Below are 19,895 nucleotides of genomic sequence, written 5' to 3' on the forward strand. Positions count from 1 at the left end.
TGCTCATAAATCCAATAAGATCCAATGCGTTTTCGCTGTCTGGAGTTGCTGAACGAGGCTCACGGCACTCAATGCCTTGACGCGTACCCCTTGGTCGATAAGGTGCAACCCTAACGCGTTTGCAATATGTGACTTGCCGACACCGGAAGGGCCAAAGAAGAGTATGTTATTGGCACCATCAACCCAGTCGGTGGACTGTTGTAATTGTCGTATGGTTTGCATAACCTCCCGTGGATAGTTTTCTAATGATAAATTTGTCAGATTTTTCGCATTATTGAGGCTGCTTTCGCGGCGCCAATTACTCACCCGCGTCTGGAAACGATTAGCAATTTCACGTTCGCACAGATGGCTAAGAAATTCGCTGTAGCTCCAACTATTCTCTAGTGCCTGATCCTGCAATGATGATAGGTGCTGTTTGAATCCGCTCAGACGCAACTCTTTGAGCATGCCGTCTATTAGTTGCATAGTTCGTGGTTCCTTCTGTCTTGCTGGTATGCGCCGGTAATAAATTGATCGTACGAATCCAGCGAGTGTTGCGACACTTCCATCTGTTGTGTTTCTGTCGGCAAATACTGCGAATGCAGCTGTTGTAGGCTTGGCAAAGTTTGATTGCGTCCTTGCCCTAAAAGCGTTTTCCCAAAGAGATCAGGCGTGGTGTGGGTAGATGCAATCTTGAGTACGCCGACAATCCATTTGCAGGCTTCCCGTGATTGGAGTTGCTGATCAACTATCGCCCAAAGTTCTTTGTAATCATCATTCGGCAGCAGATCGTCACGCAATACGCTAAAGCGGAAGGCTTGCGGCTTTGCTGCTAGTGAATTAATGACATGGCGATAATCAATGCGACGCGCACGCATCTTTTTTGATGCATAAACCCGTGGTAAGCAAAGCACTTCTGTTTGTGCTAAATAAAGCCGCAACGTATCATGAGAAAGGTGCGCACAAAGGGTGCTGCCGATCAAGCGTGATGGCACACTGTACGTTACCCGCTTGATATCAATCGTTGAACTGCGTGTCACCTTGACGCTATGAACGGTATAATCCATGAATCTGCTGTTCGGTAATGGTTGCAAGTGCGTCATTTCCTCTTGCCAAAGGTTTCGCGTTTGCTCGTTAAGTCTGGCAATGCAACGTTCAATAAATTGCTGATACTCCTTAATGCTTTGAAAGTCAGAGCTGCCACGTAAGCGTAATCCTTGAGAAATACGGTGTTTCAGCGAGCGGTGTGCGGTCTCAATTGCACCATTCTCGTGAGAAACTCCCTTGTTATTGCGAGAGGCTTCAATTCCGTAATGCTCACAGAGGGCTTTGTAATTGCGCGTAAGTTCTTCTTGCTCGGAAGCATTATTGAATGCCGCACTTAAGCTGTCGGTGCGGTGCTCTATCGGACAACCACCCAAGCGGCTGAACGCATTTTGCAATCCATCCGCAAGCGCGCTGTAACTCTCGCCGCCTTGAATTACTTGAGCGTACCGCCAACCACTGGACGCAAGTCGGAACTGGTAGAGTAAATGCGCAAATGGCTCCTTGCGTAATGTAATAGCGTCGTTTGGGTGTGAAAAATCTGATAACCCCATCCGGCCAAAAGGAACATCCTGCCGAAAGATAGCTTCCTTTGCGTTTCCCTGTGTTGCCCGAAAAAACTTTACCCGACGCTGAATGGTCCGCAAAAGACAAGATGGATACTCCCCAGGATATTTATCGTCGAGATACTCCCACAATGTCAGACCGGATAATTCAGGCTTATCTTGCAGTAAAGGAAGAAGTTCTGAATCCCATACTGAACTAAGCGGATCATGACGCGTGCGCCATGGGCGCACATGTGGTGTTGTGTCTGGAGGTGCTTGATCAAGTCGGCGTGCTGTTCTCGTACTCATGCCTGCTTTTGCTGCGCTGAGTGTTTGCGTTTGTCCCTTGTTGCGATGTTGCATGTAAAGCATCCTTTGCTGATGAGTGATGGGTTTGTAGGACAACGAAATACTCCTTGATGAATATTTCGTCAGTGTAGTCCACTCATGCGGCCAAGGTAATTGTCGTCAGGAGGACAAGGTAATTGTCGCCCAACAGGGTCTTTGCGAATTTCTGACGCACGCATGAGTGTCCGCATATCATCCTCGGCTCTCCATTTCTTATCCTCGCTCAACGCTGCTGCCTTAGTACCCATTGATTCCTCCTCCATCGTTTTCAGGGGTTCGAATACCCTGATTTATACCAACACCCGGATTCGCCGGAGTGAGTGGGTTCGTGTTTTGTGGTGCATCTATCATTTGACCACCCATGTCTCCCGCAATTTGCGGAACAATTGGCGCCTGATCTTTATCCTGAAATCCTGCCGAGAGCAGCAACGCGTCGGCTACAGGAACCACCTGCGGCATACCAGCAATCACCATCGCCGACTGCATCGCCGAGTATTGCGCCTCAACCGACTTCGCCACAGCGTCAGCCCTTGTTTTCTCAGCCTGTGCATCGATTTGGCGAACCTTCGCATCGTTGAGCGGATCAGTAGCCTCAGCTTGATTATTGAGTGCTTCGATAACCTCCCGCTTTTTCGCCAGTGATGACGTTTCAATGATGAATGAGTCAGGAATTGGCACGCCCTCGCGCCGCATTTCCATGGCGTGATTAAACTCCGTATCCTCAAACGTGGTGGCAACTGGCTTCTCGCCGATAATGATCTGATACTCGCCAACGGAAATATTATTCGCCACAACCCCATCAGGCATACGCTTGTTGATCTCCAGTGGTTCGTATGTGACCTTGCCGCCGGGATCGGCATTGTTGGCGATCATGAATACCCGCTCTTCCGTGTAGAAATCTTGGAACAACTCCAGCATCTTTTGTGCAATCAGATTGCGTGTACGTGCCAGGTTATGGATAACGCCGCCGAGCTGCGTCTTCCCTTGCCACTGTTTCGACTGAATCGCTACGCCGGAAACCTCGTTGCCCTGCAATCCCTGCTGTGCATCGCTCATCCCCGTAATCTCTTTGATTGCCAAATCGGCCTCGTTGGCAATGTTCGTTACGCCCTGCGGCACGCTGTTAGGCTGAATTTTTTCTGGCTTTTGCGAACCTTTCTTGTACGTGACGACCAGCCCTGTTTTTGCGCCCTGTGATTCCAAGTCCTCCGGCGACATATTCACCAGCGAACCATCTTCGAGCATCCATCCACTATTGGCCGTGGTGTTGACAATATGCAGCGCCTGAGACTTAGATTTATTCAGCACTTCTTGTGGTGATACCGCATTATCAACCATCCCTGCGGATTTGCCGCGACGGAAATACGGAAAGAACGGCAGGATCGAGAGCGTCCGGTATGGACTCCACTCGTCGTGCAACATGACTGCTCTTGTTGATACCGACCACCGAATCCGCTTCATCATGCGCGATGCAGCAATAAACCCTTGTGCCAGCATTCTTTCGCGCTCAGTCGGCGTGTATCGCTCGGCAACCTCTATCTGCCCTGTCTTGGGATTGATCAAAACATCGCATCGCTCCAGTTTCACATACTGACGATCAATCGCCATGTAGCGAGTGACACCGCCCTCTTTCCATGTTGAGCCGCTACTACTCAGGTACTCATCCTTGTTTTCACCAAACGAATTGCGCTCTTCCGCCTCATCTTCGCTATCCTCCGGCTCTCCGGCCTGCTCGACTTCATCTGCTTTCTTCTCGCCGAAATACATGCGAATCTCATCGAGCGTGTACCAGCGCAGGATCATTACCTCGCCCCAAGTTGATGGATCATATCCATTGGCGTTCGGATCAATAACCACATCAAGCGGATCAAGGTCTCGCGCTGCCAAAACACCGAAAGCATTTTCGGTGAAATCCATATACATCTCAATGAACCCACGACGCTGAATCATCCCATCGGCGAACATCTGCGATTCGAGCCATTGCAGCTTTATTTCATCCTGCGTGTATTTCGCCAACTTTGTCAGCGTTGTCGCCAGCTCATCGCTCGTTTCTATATTGCGCGGACGGAACGCAATGTCCACTTTCGCGCCAAGTTGTTCGCCTATAGCTGTATTGACAGCAGGAAAAATCTTGTTGATCTCGACGCATGGGCGGCCTGACGCCTCTACCGCCTGCCTGTCTTTCTCCGACCACTGCCGACCTCCACCGAGGTAGAAATCCTCCAGCCGCTTCGCCTCGCGCACATACTGATCATGCCCACGAACGCGACCATGTTGGTATCGCCTCCATATATCCTGTGCGAGCGTTCTATCATCCTGTTTTTGCTTCTGTTTTTTTTTCGTGGCCACTTCTCTCCCCCTATTGAGCCATGTGACTGAAACCCTTAGCGTGGTGCGCCGCGAGTCTGTTTGCCTGCCATTTTGGACGTGGATCGTGAACCTTTGCCACTCCGTAACCCGACATAACCAGATAGCGAGTGTCATCCATCAAGTGGTCGTTCGTTTTAATAACCTTGCCATCTTTATCCCTGTGATACGTGCGGAACTCGTTAAACCACTGCGACAGTGAGCCAAATACCCTCAGACGCCCCTCAGTCATCATGCGGTACACCGTAAACAGCCCAGCCTCCACCGTGTTTTCCGCTGGCACCAAATTCAACCCAGCAGTCTCGTATTCTTCAATCAGCTTCGTGCCGTCCTTCTGGTTCCTGCCCCGTGCTGCTGGGTCGATCACGCCGGGAATCCACTCGCCCCTTGCCCGTATCGCCGCCGCGTGTACCGCTGGCTCGCACTGCCCCTGCTTATACTCGTTCGTGAGATAGAGAATATCCCCATTATCTCTGTCCCATGCGCCCCACAGTGCCGCCGTATTATTCCAGCCAACATCGAGCGCATACGCTCTCGGCCAGTGCTCAGGGATAGCAAAATCGGTAACGCGGATAACCTCCTCGTCGATGGGGTAGATTGCCCCTGAACCGAGTTGTGGCAAACCCTTTGACCGCGCATTCCGCAGATATGGAGGCGTGGCTTTTAGTAGCTCCTCTTTCTCGTACTCGCTCAAATGCGGTGCATCATCCCACCCCGCCATAACCACAAACCGCTCAGGCTCGCCGTCCGGCATCCTTCCCCCAGGTAGGAATTGCAGTACCACCTCCGTCAAACCGGAAAGCGGTGTGAACGTCAAACCGATCATCCCCGCGCCATTCGCCCCGCCCGTGTCCATCGTCCGCATGACACACTCGCCGTACACATCCATTGGGCATTCTTCATCCAGCCAAATCCAATCCTTGTGCGTCCCTTGAAACGATAAACGCTTTTGGTCAAATGACTTAAATGTGAGGCGACTCAATCCACCGCTGACATGACGTACAGCGAATGACTCAATCGCATCAGGAACAGAACCAGCTTTCCGCTTGATAGAATCGGGAATAATGAAATCCTTGGGTATCAAACCTGAACCAATATCGCCAATATCACCGAGGAGCTTGTGCTGCATAATGTCGCGCACTGTCTGCGTCGTGTCGCCTGCCGCCCATACGCTCACTTGCTCGCTAAATCTGCGACCCTGCCACCATGCCGGATACCGACCAGTCATGTGATAGACCGTCTCGCACGCGCCAAGCTCAGTTTTACCGACGCGGTTCCCTGCGATGATCGCCCGTTCGCGGTACTTCGCCCCTGCCGCGTAAAACTCCATGTGCTTGAAATAGGCGTGGCGCGAGAGCTTTCCCTCTTCTGGATACATAAAGTCGATCTTGGCGTACCGCTTGCGCCGTTCCAGTTCACGTGCAGCATGTGCCAGCTTCAACAGCGCATTCACGACGCACCGCCCATGATTACGCCTGTGACCCGCGACACATATTCGCGCAACTCGTTTGTAGTCATACTACTAATGTCATCGGGGCATGAGTTTGGATTGCTGGCTTCCACTTCATCCATACGATACGCCTGCCGCTCCAGCTTCACGAGACGATCAAATGCCGCTGTGCATTGCGAGATAGTGTTGAGCTTTTCATATTGATTCAGCCGTGGCTTTCCCTCGTTATCCATTTCATCCATACTATCAATGAGAGTTTTGATTTTATCGCGCAAATCACGAATCTGTGAGCGATGCTGGCTGACGATCTCGACGATCACCTGCGCCGACGCTTGCACCACTTCGCGCTCTGATAACTTCTTTTCGCTATCGTCTGCGAGTGCTGCCGCTTCTGCCTCTGCGAGTATGGCGACTGCTTGCTGCTTGACCCTTGCCGATAGATCGCGTGACCAGCCTTCCCTATTTGCACGCTTGCGAATTGCGCTTTCGGCGCAACCGAACTTCTGAGCAATCGCACGCAGGCTCATCACGCCAGCGCGGTACGCCAGTTCGATAGATTCCCAATCGTAATTTGCTTGCAGCCTTGCCATTACATCACCACGCGGTTTACGATCCATCCAAATAGAAAATCCCGTTGGCTTTTATCTCGCTCAGTGATTTCGAGATAGCGCACCGACTGAACACCGTTCAGGCCACGTAATAGCGCTGTTTTCCCAGATTTACCGCGCCATCCTAAAAACTGTTTCAGCGCATCGAGGGATATACTCCCCAACACCCCATCAATAAACAACTCACCATACGGAGCCCGTTGCGAACGAAAACCATTCAACCAGCGTTGCAAAAATAGCGACGCCGTCGCTGTCCCCATGTTCACGCCCGTATCTATCAACTCATATCCAATTTCGGCATCAATAACGGCCACCGAATCGAATTTCGGAGCCACGACGTACCGCTTGTAATAAACGTCACGCGCAAACGACACGGGCATGTCAATCATTGCACCGTGATAGCCGTTCGCACGAGCGACTGCTATAGTGATGCCAAAATTCGTCTCGCCGCCTCGGTCGTTTGGATCATTAACGTACCCGCCCTCGACAGCAATAATCGAATCAATAATGTGCTCGATGCGTTTATCGCTCACTGACTCCCCCCGACCTTGCAGTTATTGAACCGCATGCAACCGTTTCTATTCAGGTCATCGAATTGCAGCCTTAACTCTTTTTCGTGTGCCGCTTGGTTCTTCGCCATTTCCAGCCGTAATTCGCTTATCTCTTTTGCCATAGCATCAATGCGAGTAATGAGCTTCTGGATGAATTGGTCGATTTTGTTGACAACCATCCAAATAAATCCAAATGCTCCACCGGCCAGCGCGAGCACGCTGAGGACGATCTGCCAGACTTCCATCACTGCACCATTGCGCACTCAATGCGTACCGTGTGCGGATCGAGTTCCTTATTGATTGCGGCGCGTATCACATCGCGCTCAGTAGGCTCGACAATCGAGCAATAACTCGACACCCCGAGATTCAGTAATTTCGCCGTGTAACACCCTGAAAGCGCCAGCGCCAGCGCACTAACGAGTAGTAATCTCAACATATTTGCACCCCTCTTTTATTGATTTTGGCGTATGCTTGCGCCAGACGAACCAGCCGCCAACGCGCACAGCGCAGTACATCACTGCCGCTTTTGAATACCGAACCCCATCTGATAGCATCGCTTGGAAAAACAACAGATCAGCCGCGTGGCGACTGAGCAACTCGGACGCATAGAGCGCATCGTGTAGGCATGCAGCACGAGTATAATCGCCTGTGAACGGCGACCCGACCAACGACCACAGCGCACGTGGAATACTCGCGCCATCAAACGTAAAACCTTTTTTAACTCGTATCAAACCCACATCATCGCGCCACACTAGCGGTGCCGTGAGCGCGTGGTTTTTAGCATTTATTTTTCGATACTCAATTTCCCCATAAAACATATCGCCCCCCCCCCAGTGCGCAGTGCGTACCATGCTGCGTACCAGCCAGTGCGTACCGCTTTTATCCCATTAAAAATAAGTCCTTTCGCTTGAATCACAAAACGAATCTGCCGGATTTGCGCACATTTGCCGGATTTTTGAATAAATCAGATAAATACTTATAAAATCCGCCGCTTTTGGACTGGAGGGTATAGCGACGCTACCTATGCCGAGATTTTCAAAAAAATTGGCGCAATCAAGTAACTATCTACGCCCCTGAGCTAATCAGTGGCTTTGCCTATTTTCTTCGATGTATCGCTCAATTTCTGAAACCTCATAGCGCATAATGCGATATTTCGTTCCCCTGCCGACATCGACACCAATCAACCGACCGTCAGCGCATAATCGTCGAATTTTATCAACCGACATGCTGAGCTTTTCCGCCGCTTCCCGCGGAGAGAGTAGTAATTTCCGCTTGAATACCACCATCGTTAGCCGCCTCCTCTAACTCTTTTTTAATCTCATCTTTGATTTCTTCAATCAGCAAGTGTGCCGCCCTCGGTGAAATCGGCAGATATGTTGCGAGCAAAATGGCCGCGCTCATGCACTCACAGCCTTTATGTCAAAAATTCCCTTAGATTCCTTGACTAAGTAAAAGTCAAACCACGGGAACGCATTAGCTGCCACTTTGAGCTTCACGTTGGCATCATCGCGCATAAAGCCTTTCGTTTCGTGAAATTCAATAAAACCGTCGTTCGTCATCACCATAAAGTCCGGCGTGTATGTCGTGCGATTCGCCAGCTTTAACGTGATTCGCTCAAACGCATAGTCCGCAATCTCGCCAGCAATTTTCATAGCGTCCAATCGTTGCGAATAACGATATTCCAGCGAGTTCATTTCACCCGGAATACGCTTTTTCGTTTTCCCTTTTGCCTTCTTGAGCGACTTCCCCGCAATAGCCCGGTACTCCGCTGCTGACATCCTAGAACTTCCCATGACACCCCCATTTTTGCCGTCTATTTCCGTAAAATTACCCTATCCCTTGCCTCGGTATTGCCATATAGATTTTCTTTCGATTCCGACGCCTTTCCGCTCGTTTCTGACCGTGTTGCACCGCCCAACACTGACCACTTTTACCGATATTCCCGCCGCCCTCATCGCATCAACCGCTTCTGCTACCCACGGAAACCTTCTCCGGTTTTCCGCCGGATCGCTCGTCAGGCCAGCATCAGAACAGCTCATAATCAACATTCGCCAGCGACCGAGCGAACGCTCCCACGTTGACCGGAGACGACTTCGGAGGATTATGGCCAGCTAAATCAAACATGCCGTCATGCCGTTTTGAGTGCATATTCTGCCGAATCCCATCGATCACACCGCTATCCATCACGCTCGGTACGTTGAAGTTCTGCCGCGCAGAACAAGTGCATGGCGCACTCACAGCCACCGTGCCACAGGCGTACAGGTCTGTTTTTCTCGAATACGCCACCCAGCCTGAGCCGCCACAAATCGCGCATTGCCGATCACGGTCGATCTCGTGAGCAAACGGCTTCGCGCTATCCCGCGCAATCTGTTCCGCTGCCGTCACACAGGCCGCCAGCACCTTGTTGAGCCGTGGCAGGTACGTTTCTGACTCGATCAGGATTTCAATCGCCGCGCTGAACGTCGCATCGTCAATCCGCTTCTCGATGAGCTTTGAGTACCAGAGGTCAACCTGAGCTTGCGGTATTTCCTTGTCAAACGCCGCTTCGAGCTTAGTAGTCCCCTTGTTGAAATTTACCGGAGTCAACATCGCGTCACCTCGCTCCCGAACGCTGCAATCCTCGTCTCTCGATTTGCCGACTCAAGCGGTGGATCGCTTGTAATGCCCATTTTTTTATTCATTTTCTCCACCCATGCCTCATCCACGGTACCGAGCTTTCGCTCTCGCTTCTCACCCTGCTTCGGCGCAAAGTTTTTCTCGTTTTGCAACCAGCGAATCAATGCGTGATAGTGGCTCTGGTACTGCTTGCCATGCGCAAGCATGTAGCTCCCCATATCGTTTGCTGCCTGCGTGAATTTCTCCGTGCCGTGGATTTTAATCAGCGCATCCCGCTCCGTATCCGTCAGCCGTACCGCCCCTGCATCGCCATACGGCTGACGTCCGGCATGAGGCGACGGCTCCCACTGGGGAATTTTCTGAACGGGGGTTTCTGAGCGAGGGAGAGAGGTGACAGACTCCACCGGAGGAGGAGGCTCAGGAGTGTCGGGAATTTTCTCGCGCGCGCTCTCCCTCTCTCCTTTCCCTTCCTTTCCTTTCCCTTCCTTTCCTTTCCTTTCCGTCTGTGAGTCCTCAGTGAGTTGTGTGTGAGTGCTCACTGAGTCGTTCCAAACTATTGCGATATCAGCGATTTTGCTTTTTGTTGGCCGATTTATGCGTTGGTGTTCTTTGAACTTCACAATGCGCCCGTACTGCTTGCCGTCTGAGCCCTCACCGAGATGTATGAACCCTACGCGTGACAACTCACTGAGTGATTCGTGAATACTCACTGAGTCCTCACGGAGCGGTAAGCACTCGGCTTTTACCAGCCTCGGATTTGCGTTGAAGTACCCCTCGTCATCCGCAAAATTCAGTAATGCCGCAGCCAGCATGTGCGTATCTGCTGGCAAGGCGCTTAAATCCTCATGCTTCCAAAATTCTGGCTTAATTGTTCGTATGCGTGACATTATTTCCCCCTAGAACGGAATATCATCATCCGGCATATCTGACGGCGACGCAGGGTAGTTTGGTGCTGAACGTGGCATGTGGTGTGGTGGTTGATCGAACGGTGGCGCTTCATGCGGTGCATTCGCTTCGTCCGGTGCCGACTGATTACCGCCCTTGCCTGTGCGGATGAACTGCACCGATTCTGCAACGATTTTGTGCTTGCTTCTTTTCTGCCCTGTTTGCTTGTCTTCCCACGACTCCATAGATAGGCGACCTTCAATGAGAATCGTGTTCCCTTTCGTCAGATACTTCGCACAGTTTTCCGCTGGTTTATTCCAGACCGTGACATCAATAAACATCACCTCATTTTCGACACGGGGATTGTTCACAGCGAGGCCAAACGTCGCCACTGCCGCGCCGGACGGTATAAACCGCAATTCAGGATCGCGGGTCAAATTGCCCAGTAGGATGATTTTGTTAAAACTACTCACTCATGCACCTCCATCATTCCTGCCAGAATTGCCAGCGCACCGCGCCGCTCAAACTCGCTCATGCCAACCTCTACCAATAACCGCACCGTTTCCGACTCTGAAAGCTCCGGCGAGTTTCGGTCGCGGAAGTCGCGCAGCCGTTTTCGCTGCACGTCAGACATGCGGATGTTTAAGCATTCAAGTTTTTTATCCATGTTTACCCCTTGTTTACACGACATTTACGGACAAAAAAGGCCAGCCGACTACTTTTTCAGGCAGAGGGCTGGCGCAGGACAGACCAATCAATATCAGGGCGCAACTCTTCGCAACGCACCTGACCGTTCGTGATCTTTTCGATGGTAAAGCAGTGCGGCAATGGAACCTTATCCCACTGAGAAATAGCAGCAGGCGAGATATCCAAGAGCCGCGCAAGGGCAGATTTTGAACCAGTAATTTTGAAAACCTTATCGAGTGCTTCCATGTGGCACCTCCTCTTAAATCTATTAAGTTAAACTTAAAGAAAAAGCAAGGAGATTTTCAGTATTACTTATATTGAGGTTTTAAGGTTTCCTTAATACTATTAACGAGGAGGACACAATGGAAACCGTAGCAACGCGACTCAAGCTGGCACGAGAAAACGCTGGATTAAACCTCAGCGAGGCAGCAAAAAAATTAAATTTATCTCCCTCTGCCGTGCATCAATGGGAAAGCGGAACAACCGCACCACGCAAGAAAGCATTAGAAGCAGCGGCAAAAATATACAACGTGTCACCTGTTTGGCTGAACCACGGAGAGAACCCATCATTTGGCGCACCCATTGTCCCGTGGGAGCATCCAAGTGAACTCACGGACGACTTCGTGTTTGTCGCGCGGTGCGACATTCGCGTATCTGCTGGCAATGGCATCGTCGTATATGACGAATGCGAACAGGATGAGCCACAAAGTTTTCGCCTGTCATGGCTGAAGAAAATGGGTATGAATCCAGACAATGTTCGCGTCGTCTACGCCCACGGCAACAGCATGGCACCTGGAATCAATGAGGGCGATAGCCTGACTATCGACACCAGCCGACGTGATGTGAAAAGCAGCCATGTGTATGTAATTCGCATTGAGGACGAAGTATCTGTCAAGCGCCTCTTTAAGCGCCCCGGTGGTGGCCTTGAAGTGCAAAGCGACAATAAAGATCACCCCACGCGGCAGTTCACGGCAGAAGAATCGCAGAATATAGAAATTATTGGCGAGGTTATGCACAAACAATCGACGAGGATATGAGAAGGGGGAGGGGGGAATGAGTGACGCGATTCAGGATGGGTACAAGATGACCAAAATAATAAGGGGGGAAGCATGTCACTATCATGCACACGCACACTGTTCTATCGTCGGGCTGTTTGGAGTGGATCGCAGTCCAATGATCTCGAACGAATCATCACGGACGCACATCAAAAGCTACCAAACACTGAAAACAGAACATTTCCGCATCGGCTCGGAAAGATCCAAGGGCTGAAGTATTTTTTAGCAGAGAATGGTGGCATCTTTTTACATATCGGCCTCTACAGGCCTAACCAGCCAACGTCTATTATTCCGCAGCCGTCACCGCAAAGCCCAGCAACTGACCTGAGTGTATGTCCTCCGCCCGACGGACACGACTACCTGAGCGGGGATATTTTTGTGTTGATTAAAAATAACCACGTCATACTGTGTCCGAGCGGAGTGCACGAATCTATTGCAACATCGTACCTGTCTTCTGTTCTGCTGAGGGTGGATCAGCACGAGCTTGCCAAGAGTTACACGGTTGATCCTATTGTAAATACAGATAATCTTAGGATATTGAATCGCGAAGGGGTAAAAGAGATCGAACTCAGCGGAGCACTGTATTCCGCCAGTGTTGAGCATATAGAAAGGACAACCGTCCAAAGGAAGTTATTCGGTTCCCTTGCGCAAGAGATTCGGGGAATGTTTGCGTCTGATGTTACCCCAAATGGGATTGAAAACCTGAATGTATGTGTTACTATCTCTTTTGACTCACGGAAAAAAGAGAGCAAGTTGACGGCAGCAAGTCGGGTGGCAGACATTGCAAAAAAGATCGTAGCGGACGAACCCGAAGATGATGGCTTTAAAATTGTCACAGGAAAGGGCAATCACCTGAGTGCTCGCCAGATGCGCGTTAGTGAAAAGGTTCAGTTGCGGTTAGAGGGGAACACGGTGGTATATAATGACGTCATGAACGCGGTACTGGCGTACATGAATAAACTACAAAGGGATGGGACGCTATCACAATGAAACAGCAACTAGACTGGAAAAAAGTCACTTTCACGGCGGTTTCTTTTGTATTGGCTATCGCTGCTTCATACTACGGGCAGCCGCTAATTCATGAGAATAGCAACGCCATGAATGTTATTGTGACCGTTTTTTCAGTCCTTGCGGGTTTCTTGGTGGCAATCATTGCCCTGCTTGGCGACCCCGCCCTCTTGCCGCCTGGCACATGGAGAATAGCGGAGGCTCACCGTAAAACACTTTCTAACCGCCTTGCTCGGCATAAGTGGATGTTCGTTCTGTACCTTATAACCCTTGCTTGCATATTTATTGCACTACTTATTCCTACAACGCATTACTCTATAAGGATTTGGGTAGAGCGCGTATTTTTGTTTTTTGCTGTCTTCGCTTTTATCTTATCCTTGCGGCTTCCAGGTTCACTGATGCGAATCCAGCACGAACGCATAGACGCTGTTATTGAGTATCGCAGACTAGCAGAGGGTATTCCCCCCGATACTGACAGCAAATAGTTATCATCCCCCTCCCGCCACCCGGCGGGATTTTTTTTAAGCACGGCTTTAAGGAAAACTAAAAATTTCTGTTGACTATTCTTTAAGTTTCCCTTAAATACTCCCCATGCTCATTACCAATGGGGAGGCACCCCACACATACCCCTAAGCCGTGAGGTCGCAGCTCACGCCACGAAGTCGCGCATTGCGCGGCAAGTGCTCCGGGATTCCGTGAAAACCGAGATTAAGAGGGCATTCAGCCCAGCCCGCAGGAGAGAGACAAAAGGGGAGAAGAACGCAGATTTCACCCGCTTTCGGGCGGGTTTTGTGTGCGTTTTTGACGCGCAAAAAAAACATGAGGTGAAAGAGTAATGGGCGAAAAACGACCAGCACCGTACTATATCGGCGCCAAACAAGTACAAGCGTACCCATGCAATTATCAGGAGCGAGACGGTTACACTGTGCTCTATCCGCAACCAGACGGAACGCAATATGAAAGCTGGAGCCCGAAAGACGTTTTCGAATCTGCTTATCTGATGCAGGGTAACGACCCCACGCGTGTAACACAGAGAATAGTTGATGACTTCATTGTGAAAACCGAGACAACACGCATGGGGAACCATACTGTTGTTATGGCTACGCTTCGCAATGGATTTACTGTCGTTGCGGAAGCAGCGTGTGTTGATCCGGCAAACTATAACGAGCAAATCGGTAGAGATATTGCGCTCAAAAAGATACAGGCGCAAGTCTGGAATCATCTTGGTTTTTTGCTGGCATCAGCGAAAAACGGTAATCAGTAAATATCGGCACTCTTCGGAGTGCCCATCTTGAAGGGGTTTTGTGCGGCGTGGAAAGCAGACACGCTGATGAGTGACAAGCTGGATAAGGCGCGATAAGCGACCGGTAATCAGTCCGGTGCCTTCGCGACTCACAGGGGATGCCAGCAGAGCCGGAGTAGCGACCGGCCACAAGACCGTTTCAAGATGTTTTATTGTGTGGAGTGATTAGCACAAGACGCAAGCATATTAGTTTCAGATACCGTGCGGAATCCAGAGGAAAGTACGACATGGTATTGGCTAATAGGGGAGGCGTACAATCACAATCAAACATCACTCGCGGAATCGTGTGCGAGTCTAAATAAGACGGTTCGGCACCAGCGCAATCTTGCTTGAGCGCGGCGACGAAATAGTAAGCGCGGTTGCGCCGTTGCGATATACGGGGCTGCTTTTTGGAGCGGGGCGAGTACGGGCTACATAATTGCTATGGGGTATCCGTACTCGCTCCGCAGTTTGGATCGTTAACTCAGTTGGTAGAGTACTTGGCTCATAACCGAGCTGTCGAAGGTTCGATCCCTGCACGATCGGCCAGCGTGAGCAGCGCGGCCACGACACTTAACGAAAACCGCCTAACTTTCCCGCGTCTGCTCGACGCTGTGGTTAGGCTTGGAGGCTGAAATGACTGATATGAGCGCAAGAATTTTTGAAGAGCAGCCTTTCGGCAAGATTGCGCTGCAAAAGATCGGCAACGTGCCCGATAATTTCCGGCTGTACCACGCCGCATGGATGGGTGATGACCCGATAGCCAGTGACGTGATGCGCGTGACCGGCGCGGAGTTCCGTATGGCAAAACGAGGACCGGAGAAAGGGCTACTTTCCGTGATAGTGCCAAACACGAAGCGGACTGTGTACGTGACGGCGGCAGAAATGCGGCAGGTCATGGAAGCCTAACCACCAATCCACACCACACCCCGCCCCATTCCGGCGGGGATTTTTGTTTTCAGGAGGTACTATGCGAATCGAAACGATCATTAAGTGGGAGAATGACATGCTTCTGAAACGCGCTCGCGAGCGGCTGCAATCAGAGTTAGCGGAAATTTCAGGCATCTACACATTCAGCCGCCGCATTCGCGATATCGAACGCGCTGCAGTCAATCACACAGCCGACTTTATCGGCACGAGGAATTTAGGGGGTATCAGATGAAGAGTCGAAACATTGACATGCTCAGGGGATTTCTGTCGCTCGAAGGCTTGCCCGTCGAACGGGTCTGGCTGACCGAGGCCACGTACTACGCACGCATTTCTGGCAGCGTGTACCGCGTCAACCCGCGCACACTGGCGATTTACCCAGAAGCAAGGGGGATTGAATGAGCGGAATGTTTTTCCTTGCAGGCTTCGCTTGCGGCATCGGTGCGGTGCTGGCAATCGAGGCCTGTTTGTTTTTTATGCGCCTGTTCCGTGATGGAAGGGGATCTCTGAGATTGCCTGAGTGAAAGGGGGTTATATGCAACACACTATCCGAGTTTTCAAGAAAGATCACAACGGTAATCCGAAGGTGCTTGTAGACGTGATTAACACGGAGCAAGAATTGTGGCTTGCTTTAGAAGTAGCACAGAAAAACTACCCCGAAAGCCGCTATTACATCAAAGCCGAAAGCGTCAGAAACCAGTCCGATAAACAACAAAACCCCACCGGACGCCGCCAAGCATACCCAGTGGGGCAAACGCTACACCACACAGGAATAGCATGACAAACGTACCACAAAACACACTCCCCAATCCACCGCCGCGAGTGACGGAAATCCTGGCACCGTGGACAGACTTTTCCATGATACGCGAAAGCGTGCTGGAAGCTGCCTGCGAGCGCGGCACAGCAGTGCATGATATTTGTGCTGCTATCGCAATGGGATTTCCGCCCAAAAGTATCCCCGCAGAGCTTGCCGGATACGTCCGCAGTTTCCGGCAATGGTTCGACACCGCCGTGCAAACGATTCACGCCGTCGAGGAGCGGATGATCGACGACGCCCTTCAGTTTTCTGGCCAGCCTGATCTGATTGCCACCCTTTACGGCGACGAATGCAAAACCGTTATTGACTACAAAACAGCCGTGAGCCAATCGCGCACATGGCCGCTACAACTGGCCGCCTATTCGCACCTTGCAGTCCGCAATTATCAGACAGAGCGCCACCTTGTCGTACAGCTTAACCGCGAAGGACGACCCGCTCGCGTCACCGAATACCACCAGCAGCCACGCCACATGGCGGCATTTATGAACGCCCTCGCGCTGCATCACTATTTCAACCCCATAAAAGGAGCACTCCATGTTTGACATTCCCATCGCAGAAGAATCGCAAGAATCACAAACTAAAGCCGCAGCAAATCCCTTCGACCTGACGCCTGCTAAAAATAAAATTCAGGCGTTCAGCGAGCAGATCGACGCTATGACGAAAACCGCCACCGCACACCAGATTGAAAATGAAGAGGCGCAAGAGCAAGCCACCGCGATGGCAACGCAGGCAAAAAAAATCGGCAAAGCCATTGATTCCCTTCGCAAAGAGTACGTGCAAGAGCCGAACGAGTACGTCAAAGCGGTAAATAATTTTGCCAAGTCATTTACTGATCGTCTCGATGCCATAGAGCGCGACTTGAAACAGAAAATGAGTGCCTACCTAACCCGCCGCGAACTCGAAACCCGCAAAGCTCAGGAGGCAGCCCGTAAAGCGCAAGAAGAACTCCAGCGTAAACTTGACGAAGAAGCCAAGGATGCCGGAGTCGAAACCGTGCAACTTCAAACCACAATCGCACCACAAGCGCCCACCGTCACCCGTACCGACAGCGGCAGCTCTCACACACAGAAGGTCTTCCGCTATAAAGGAGTAGCAGACTTAACTCAAGTACCCCTCGAATTTTTAATAGTCGATGAAAAGAAAGTCAATCAAGCTATCAGAAGCGGCATCCGCAATATCCCAGGGCTCACCATCGAAGAAACCACCGAAATTAAACTCAGAACCGCATAAGGAGACCACCATGGAAATGCTACCACAACGCCAACATGCACAAATGACCATCACCGACCCTGCTGCCATTGCCGCTGCTGAATCAGTTAAAGCACGAATCCAAGCCGCGTACATTATGGCTTACCAGCGTCCGCGAGACGTAGAAGTGGCGCGGCAAAATATCCTTGCTTGTTGCCGCCGCCCACAATTCGCCGAGCGGGTAGAGTTTCGTAAACCCGTCGGCAATTCCATTATCAAAGGCGCTTCGATCCGATTTGCCGAGGCCGCCATTCGTGAATGGGGAAATATCCACGCCGAAACGCAAACCGTTTACGAAGACGACCGAGTGCGCCGCGTTAAAGTCACCGTGATCGATCTTGAAACCAACGCCACCTTTGGCCGTGAATTTCAGCTTAATAAAACCGTGGAGCGTAGCAATAACAAAGGCCGCGAAGTCGTTGGCGAGCGCACAAATACAAACGGCGGGAAAGTGTATATAGTCAAAGCGACTGAAGACGAACTGGCCAATAAAGAAGCTGCTCAAATCAGTAAAATTATCCGCAACGAAGGACTCCGGCTGATTCCGTCTGATATCATCGACGAAGCCATTGAAATTGCGATTAAAACGCTCGCCAACCGCGACGCAAAAGACCCAAAGGATGCCACTCGCAAAATACTCGATGCGTTTGCAGAGCTTGGCGTGAAACCATCCGATATTGAGGAGTACATCGGAAAACCGATTGCTCAGATCGTGGATACCGAGCGGCAGGACTTGCGTGGCATCTATCAGACTATCAAATCCGGCGAAGCTCGGTGGGCTGATTATATCACCCCCAAAGAACCGGAAAATGAACCGAGTTCAGGCGAAAAGCCGAGCGGCAAAAAAGACAAGACGCCTCCCCCTGCCAATAATGGCGAGGAAAACAAACTCGCAGAGCAGGCCGTGACCGAAGAACTCCTCCAGAAGTTCAATGAGTATCTCGATGCTGAGAATTTCCCTGTCGAAAAAATGGACTACCTCAACAAATTCATCAACGATATCGCCAAGCATTACAAATGCGAACCGGATCAGGTGCGCTGTGCCGCTGCTGAAAACAGCCAAGCGTTCACCGATTTTTGGACGCAAGCACAGAAAAGATTGCCATAAATGGCGCCGAAAGGAAGTAAACCATGATTGATCAAGAACTACAATTGCTCGAACTGCTGCTGAGAAAATTCCGAGACGATTCGGTTGACAGGGAGGAGCACGACAAGCGCGAATCCCTACGATTCGATGTTGAATTTGAATGTGAAGCGCGCGGTATTGCGCTCATGGAAGCATAAGGAAGGTGAATTAATGATGAACTGTTACATATTTTTAGACACAGAGACAACAGGGGTAGAGCCTGGATCAAGAGTTTTGGAAATCGCCGCACTTGCTACCGATGAAAATGGCAATGAGATTGGCCGTGTAAATCGCTTGATTAAACCTGGCATGAAAATTCCACCTGATGTTTTGCAAGTAAATGGGATTACGCAGGAGGACATTGACCGCGACGGCGTGGATATGATTGATACTCTTAAAGAGCTTCACGAACTTTACCTTTCAGTGTGTGATCTTGAGCCACCAGTGTGTGATCTTGAGACACAAATTGTCATACATAACGCTCCATACGATTGCGGGGTTATCAGTTGGGGGTCTGTCAATAATTTTGTGTAAGTAGCGGAAGACATCAATTTTGCATTGGCACCCTCCCCTCAAAGAAAATACAGAACTGATTAAGAGCCGCTTTCCAGTCTCTGATCGGCATTGTCCACTTCTTTGAAATATTGCGTAACGCCATATAAAAGAGCTTGAATATTGCTTCGTCGTCGGGAAATGCTCCACGGTTCTTGGTTACCTTGCGCAGCGAGTGGTTTAATGATTCAATGGCATTGGTGGTGTAGATTGCCTTTCTGATATCGGGCGGATAGTTGAAAAATGGGATTATTCGCTCCCAGTTGCGGCGCCATGATTGGCTGACCATTGGATGAGTGGCATCCCATTTTGTTTCAAATTGTTCAAGATTCCTCCGCGCCTGCTCTTCTGTTGGCGCGGCATAAATTTCTTTCAAGTCGGCGGCCATCTGTTTGCGCTCTTTCCATGCCACAAAATTCAAGCTATGTCTGACCATATGCACAATGCAGGTTTGCACTTGGGTGTTCGGATAAGCGGCTTCTATAGCTTCTGGGAACCCTTTTAAGCCGTCAACGCAAGCTATGAAAATATCCTTAACTCCACGGTTTTGTAGTCCGTTAAGAATACTAAGCCAGAACTTTGCCCCTTCATTTTCCGCGATCCACATGCCAAGAACTTCCTTTTGTCCCTCCATGGTGACAGCCAACGCGAGATACACTGCTTTGTTGATAATGTGTCCGCCTTGTCTCCCTTTCACCCTGATAGCATCCAGATAAACAATGGGGTAAACTTCATCAAGGGGACGGTTTTGCCATGATTTCACATCGTCAATCACAGCATCGGTTACTTGGGATATTAAG

At 50.5% G+C, this 19,895-nt stretch carries 34 protein-coding genes and 1 tRNA gene; 15 read left to right on the forward strand and 20 right to left on the reverse strand.

Features of this window, described 5'->3' with window-relative positions; translation table 11 throughout:
- Window positions 1-3 precede the first annotated feature (3 nt).
- From P304_RS15265 to P304_RS0110875, 19 genes are all read right to left on the reverse strand, one after another.
- Window positions 4-465: an ATP-binding protein gene (locus P304_RS15265; protein WP_051321621.1), complete on the reverse strand. Its 462-nt coding sequence runs from the start codon at window positions 463-465 to the stop codon at window positions 4-6.
- Window positions 456-1,973, reverse strand: coding sequence for an IS21 family transposase (gene istA, locus P304_RS0110800; RefSeq protein WP_084417684.1), 1,518 nt, complete (start codon window positions 1,971-1,973; stop codon window positions 456-458). Before istA ends, P304_RS15265 begins: the two co-directional genes overlap by 10 nt.
- Before the next feature lie 26 nt (window positions 1,974-1,999).
- Entirely contained in the window at window positions 2,000-2,164 is a 165-nt protein-coding gene (locus P304_RS17095; RefSeq protein ID WP_160165060.1) for a hypothetical protein, read from the reverse strand.
- Window positions 2,154-4,265: a portal protein gene (locus tag P304_RS15270; RefSeq protein WP_034765304.1), complete on the reverse strand. Its 2,112-nt coding sequence runs from the start codon at window positions 4,263-4,265 to the stop codon at window positions 2,154-2,156. Before P304_RS15270 ends, P304_RS17095 begins: the two co-directional genes overlap by 11 nt.
- Before the next feature lie 10 nt (window positions 4,266-4,275).
- Window positions 4,276-5,736, reverse strand: coding sequence for a terminase large subunit domain-containing protein (locus P304_RS15275; protein WP_051321622.1), 1,461 nt, complete (start codon window positions 5,734-5,736; stop codon window positions 4,276-4,278).
- Window positions 5,733-6,350, reverse strand: coding sequence for a hypothetical protein (locus P304_RS16310; protein WP_152514539.1), 618 nt, complete (start codon window positions 6,348-6,350; stop codon window positions 5,733-5,735). Before P304_RS16310 ends, P304_RS15275 begins: the two co-directional genes overlap by 4 nt.
- Complete coding sequence (locus P304_RS0110825) at window positions 6,323-6,874, reverse strand: glycoside hydrolase family 108 protein (RefSeq protein WP_027390542.1); 552 nt, start codon at window positions 6,872-6,874, stop codon at window positions 6,323-6,325. The genes P304_RS16310 and P304_RS0110825 overlap by 28 nt, the downstream gene beginning before the upstream one ends.
- Entirely contained in the window at window positions 6,871-7,137 is a 267-nt protein-coding gene (locus P304_RS0110830) for a hypothetical protein (protein WP_027390543.1), read from the reverse strand. The genes P304_RS0110825 and P304_RS0110830 overlap by 4 nt, the downstream gene beginning before the upstream one ends.
- Window positions 7,137-7,328, reverse strand: coding sequence for a hypothetical protein (locus P304_RS0110835; RefSeq protein WP_027390544.1), 192 nt, complete (start codon window positions 7,326-7,328; stop codon window positions 7,137-7,139). The genes P304_RS0110830 and P304_RS0110835 overlap by 1 nt, the downstream gene beginning before the upstream one ends.
- On the reverse strand, window positions 7,306-7,710 hold the full coding sequence (locus tag P304_RS16315; protein WP_160165061.1) for a DUF1353 domain-containing protein: 405 nt from the start codon (window positions 7,708-7,710) through the stop codon (window positions 7,306-7,308). Before P304_RS16315 ends, P304_RS0110835 begins: the two co-directional genes overlap by 23 nt.
- A gap of 264 nt (window positions 7,711-7,974) precedes the next feature.
- A complete protein-coding gene (locus P304_RS16725; protein ID WP_160165062.1) occupies window positions 7,975-8,118 on the reverse strand; it encodes a hypothetical protein in 144 nt (47 codons plus the stop codon).
- Window positions 8,108-8,293, reverse strand: coding sequence for a hypothetical protein (locus P304_RS17100; protein WP_027390545.1), 186 nt, complete (start codon window positions 8,291-8,293; stop codon window positions 8,108-8,110). The genes P304_RS16725 and P304_RS17100 overlap by 11 nt, the downstream gene beginning before the upstream one ends.
- Window positions 8,290-8,685: a DUF1064 domain-containing protein gene (locus P304_RS0110850; RefSeq protein ID WP_201766962.1), complete on the reverse strand. Its 396-nt coding sequence runs from the start codon at window positions 8,683-8,685 to the stop codon at window positions 8,290-8,292. The genes P304_RS17100 and P304_RS0110850 overlap by 4 nt, the downstream gene beginning before the upstream one ends.
- 39 nt (window positions 8,686-8,724) lie before the next feature.
- Entirely contained in the window at window positions 8,725-8,931 is a 207-nt protein-coding gene (locus P304_RS17105; RefSeq protein WP_160165063.1) for a hypothetical protein, read from the reverse strand.
- Window positions 8,918-9,481, reverse strand: a complete 564-nt coding sequence (locus P304_RS0110855; RefSeq protein WP_027390547.1) for a hypothetical protein — start codon at window positions 9,479-9,481, stop codon at window positions 8,918-8,920. Before P304_RS0110855 ends, P304_RS17105 begins: the two co-directional genes overlap by 14 nt.
- Window positions 9,475-10,395 carry a hypothetical protein gene (locus tag P304_RS17110; RefSeq protein ID WP_051321626.1) on the reverse strand — a complete coding sequence of 307 codons (921 nt, stop codon included), beginning with the start codon at window positions 10,393-10,395 and terminating at the stop codon, window positions 9,475-9,477. The genes P304_RS0110855 and P304_RS17110 overlap by 7 nt, the downstream gene beginning before the upstream one ends.
- A 9-nt stretch (window positions 10,396-10,404) precedes the next feature.
- On the reverse strand, window positions 10,405-10,866 hold the full coding sequence (locus tag P304_RS0110865) for a single-stranded DNA-binding protein (protein WP_027390548.1): 462 nt from the start codon (window positions 10,864-10,866) through the stop codon (window positions 10,405-10,407).
- Window positions 10,863-11,060: a hypothetical protein gene (locus tag P304_RS0110870; protein ID WP_027390549.1), complete on the reverse strand. Its 198-nt coding sequence runs from the start codon at window positions 11,058-11,060 to the stop codon at window positions 10,863-10,865. The genes P304_RS0110865 and P304_RS0110870 overlap by 4 nt, the downstream gene beginning before the upstream one ends.
- Window positions 11,061-11,116: 56 nt before the next feature.
- Window positions 11,117-11,326, reverse strand: a complete 210-nt coding sequence (locus P304_RS0110875) for a transcriptional regulator (RefSeq protein WP_027390550.1) — start codon at window positions 11,324-11,326, stop codon at window positions 11,117-11,119.
- Window positions 11,327-11,442: 116 nt separating this feature from the next.
- Here P304_RS0110875 and P304_RS0110880 point away from each other — a divergent pair, with 116 nt between their 5' ends.
- The 15 genes from P304_RS0110880 to P304_RS0110955 all read left to right on the forward strand — a co-directional run bounded on the left by P304_RS0110880 (window position 11,443) and on the right by P304_RS0110955 (window position 19,077).
- Window positions 11,443-12,117: a LexA family transcriptional regulator gene (locus tag P304_RS0110880; protein ID WP_027390551.1), complete on the forward strand. Its 675-nt coding sequence runs from the start codon at window positions 11,443-11,445 to the stop codon at window positions 12,115-12,117.
- Window positions 12,118-12,189: 72 nt separating this feature from the next.
- The gene (locus P304_RS0110885) at window positions 12,190-13,125 is read left to right on the forward strand and encodes a hypothetical protein (protein ID WP_027390552.1); all 936 of its coding nucleotides are present in this window, start codon (window positions 12,190-12,192) and stop codon (window positions 13,123-13,125) included.
- On the forward strand, window positions 13,122-13,628 hold the full coding sequence (locus P304_RS15295) for a hypothetical protein (protein ID WP_051321627.1): 507 nt from the start codon (window positions 13,122-13,124) through the stop codon (window positions 13,626-13,628). The genes P304_RS0110885 and P304_RS15295 overlap by 4 nt, the downstream gene beginning before the upstream one ends.
- A gap of 350 nt (window positions 13,629-13,978) precedes the next feature.
- Window positions 13,979-14,407, forward strand: coding sequence for a Gp49 family protein (locus P304_RS0110900; protein ID WP_027390554.1), 429 nt, complete (start codon window positions 13,979-13,981; stop codon window positions 14,405-14,407).
- Window positions 14,408-14,898: 491 nt separating this feature from the next.
- Window positions 14,899-14,974, forward strand: a tRNA-Ile gene (locus tag P304_RS0110905).
- Window positions 14,975-15,061: 87 nt separating this feature from the next.
- Window positions 15,062-15,334 (forward strand): hypothetical protein, encoded by a 273-nt coding sequence (locus P304_RS0110910; RefSeq protein WP_027390555.1) that lies wholly within the window; start codon window positions 15,062-15,064, stop codon window positions 15,332-15,334.
- A 61-nt stretch (window positions 15,335-15,395) separates the two neighbouring features.
- Window positions 15,396-15,587, forward strand: coding sequence for a hypothetical protein (locus tag P304_RS0110915; protein ID WP_027390556.1), 192 nt, complete (start codon window positions 15,396-15,398; stop codon window positions 15,585-15,587).
- Complete coding sequence (locus P304_RS17115) at window positions 15,584-15,754, forward strand: hypothetical protein (RefSeq protein WP_160165064.1); 171 nt, start codon at window positions 15,584-15,586, stop codon at window positions 15,752-15,754. Before P304_RS0110915 ends, P304_RS17115 begins: the two co-directional genes overlap by 4 nt.
- Window positions 15,751-15,876 (forward strand): hypothetical protein, encoded by a 126-nt coding sequence (locus tag P304_RS17480; RefSeq protein ID WP_269077615.1) that lies wholly within the window; start codon window positions 15,751-15,753, stop codon window positions 15,874-15,876. Before P304_RS17115 ends, P304_RS17480 begins: the two co-directional genes overlap by 4 nt.
- Window positions 15,877-15,887: 11 nt before the next feature.
- A complete protein-coding gene (locus P304_RS0110930) occupies window positions 15,888-16,133 on the forward strand; it encodes a hypothetical protein (RefSeq protein WP_027390557.1) in 246 nt (81 codons plus the stop codon).
- Window positions 16,130-16,711 carry a PD-(D/E)XK nuclease family protein gene (locus tag P304_RS0110935; protein WP_027390558.1) on the forward strand — a complete coding sequence of 194 codons (582 nt, stop codon included), beginning with the start codon at window positions 16,130-16,132 and terminating at the stop codon, window positions 16,709-16,711. Before P304_RS0110930 ends, P304_RS0110935 begins: the two co-directional genes overlap by 4 nt.
- Entirely contained in the window at window positions 16,704-17,399 is a 696-nt protein-coding gene (locus P304_RS0110940) for a hypothetical protein (RefSeq protein WP_027390559.1), read from the forward strand. Before P304_RS0110935 ends, P304_RS0110940 begins: the two co-directional genes overlap by 8 nt.
- Window positions 17,400-17,409: 10 nt before the next feature.
- On the forward strand, window positions 17,410-18,525 hold the full coding sequence (locus P304_RS15300; RefSeq protein ID WP_051321628.1) for a hypothetical protein: 1,116 nt from the start codon (window positions 17,410-17,412) through the stop codon (window positions 18,523-18,525).
- A 23-nt stretch (window positions 18,526-18,548) separates the two neighbouring features.
- Complete coding sequence (locus P304_RS17120) at window positions 18,549-18,701, forward strand: hypothetical protein (RefSeq protein WP_160165065.1); 153 nt, start codon at window positions 18,549-18,551, stop codon at window positions 18,699-18,701.
- 16 nt (window positions 18,702-18,717) lie between these two features.
- The gene (locus tag P304_RS0110955) at window positions 18,718-19,077 is read left to right on the forward strand and encodes a 3'-5' exonuclease (protein ID WP_269077616.1); all 360 of its coding nucleotides are present in this window, start codon (window positions 18,718-18,720) and stop codon (window positions 19,075-19,077) included.
- Between the two features lie 13 nt (window positions 19,078-19,090).
- Here P304_RS0110955 and P304_RS0110960 read toward each other — a convergent pair.
- Window positions 19,091-19,895 (reverse strand): IS256 family transposase (locus P304_RS0110960; protein ID WP_027390561.1); only part of this gene is annotated, 805 nt, incomplete at its 5' end.

It is taken from the genome of Chrysiogenes arsenatis DSM 11915 (assembly GCF_000469585.1).
Lineage (GTDB): Bacteria > Chrysiogenota > Chrysiogenetes > Chrysiogenales > Chrysiogenaceae > Chrysiogenes > Chrysiogenes arsenatis.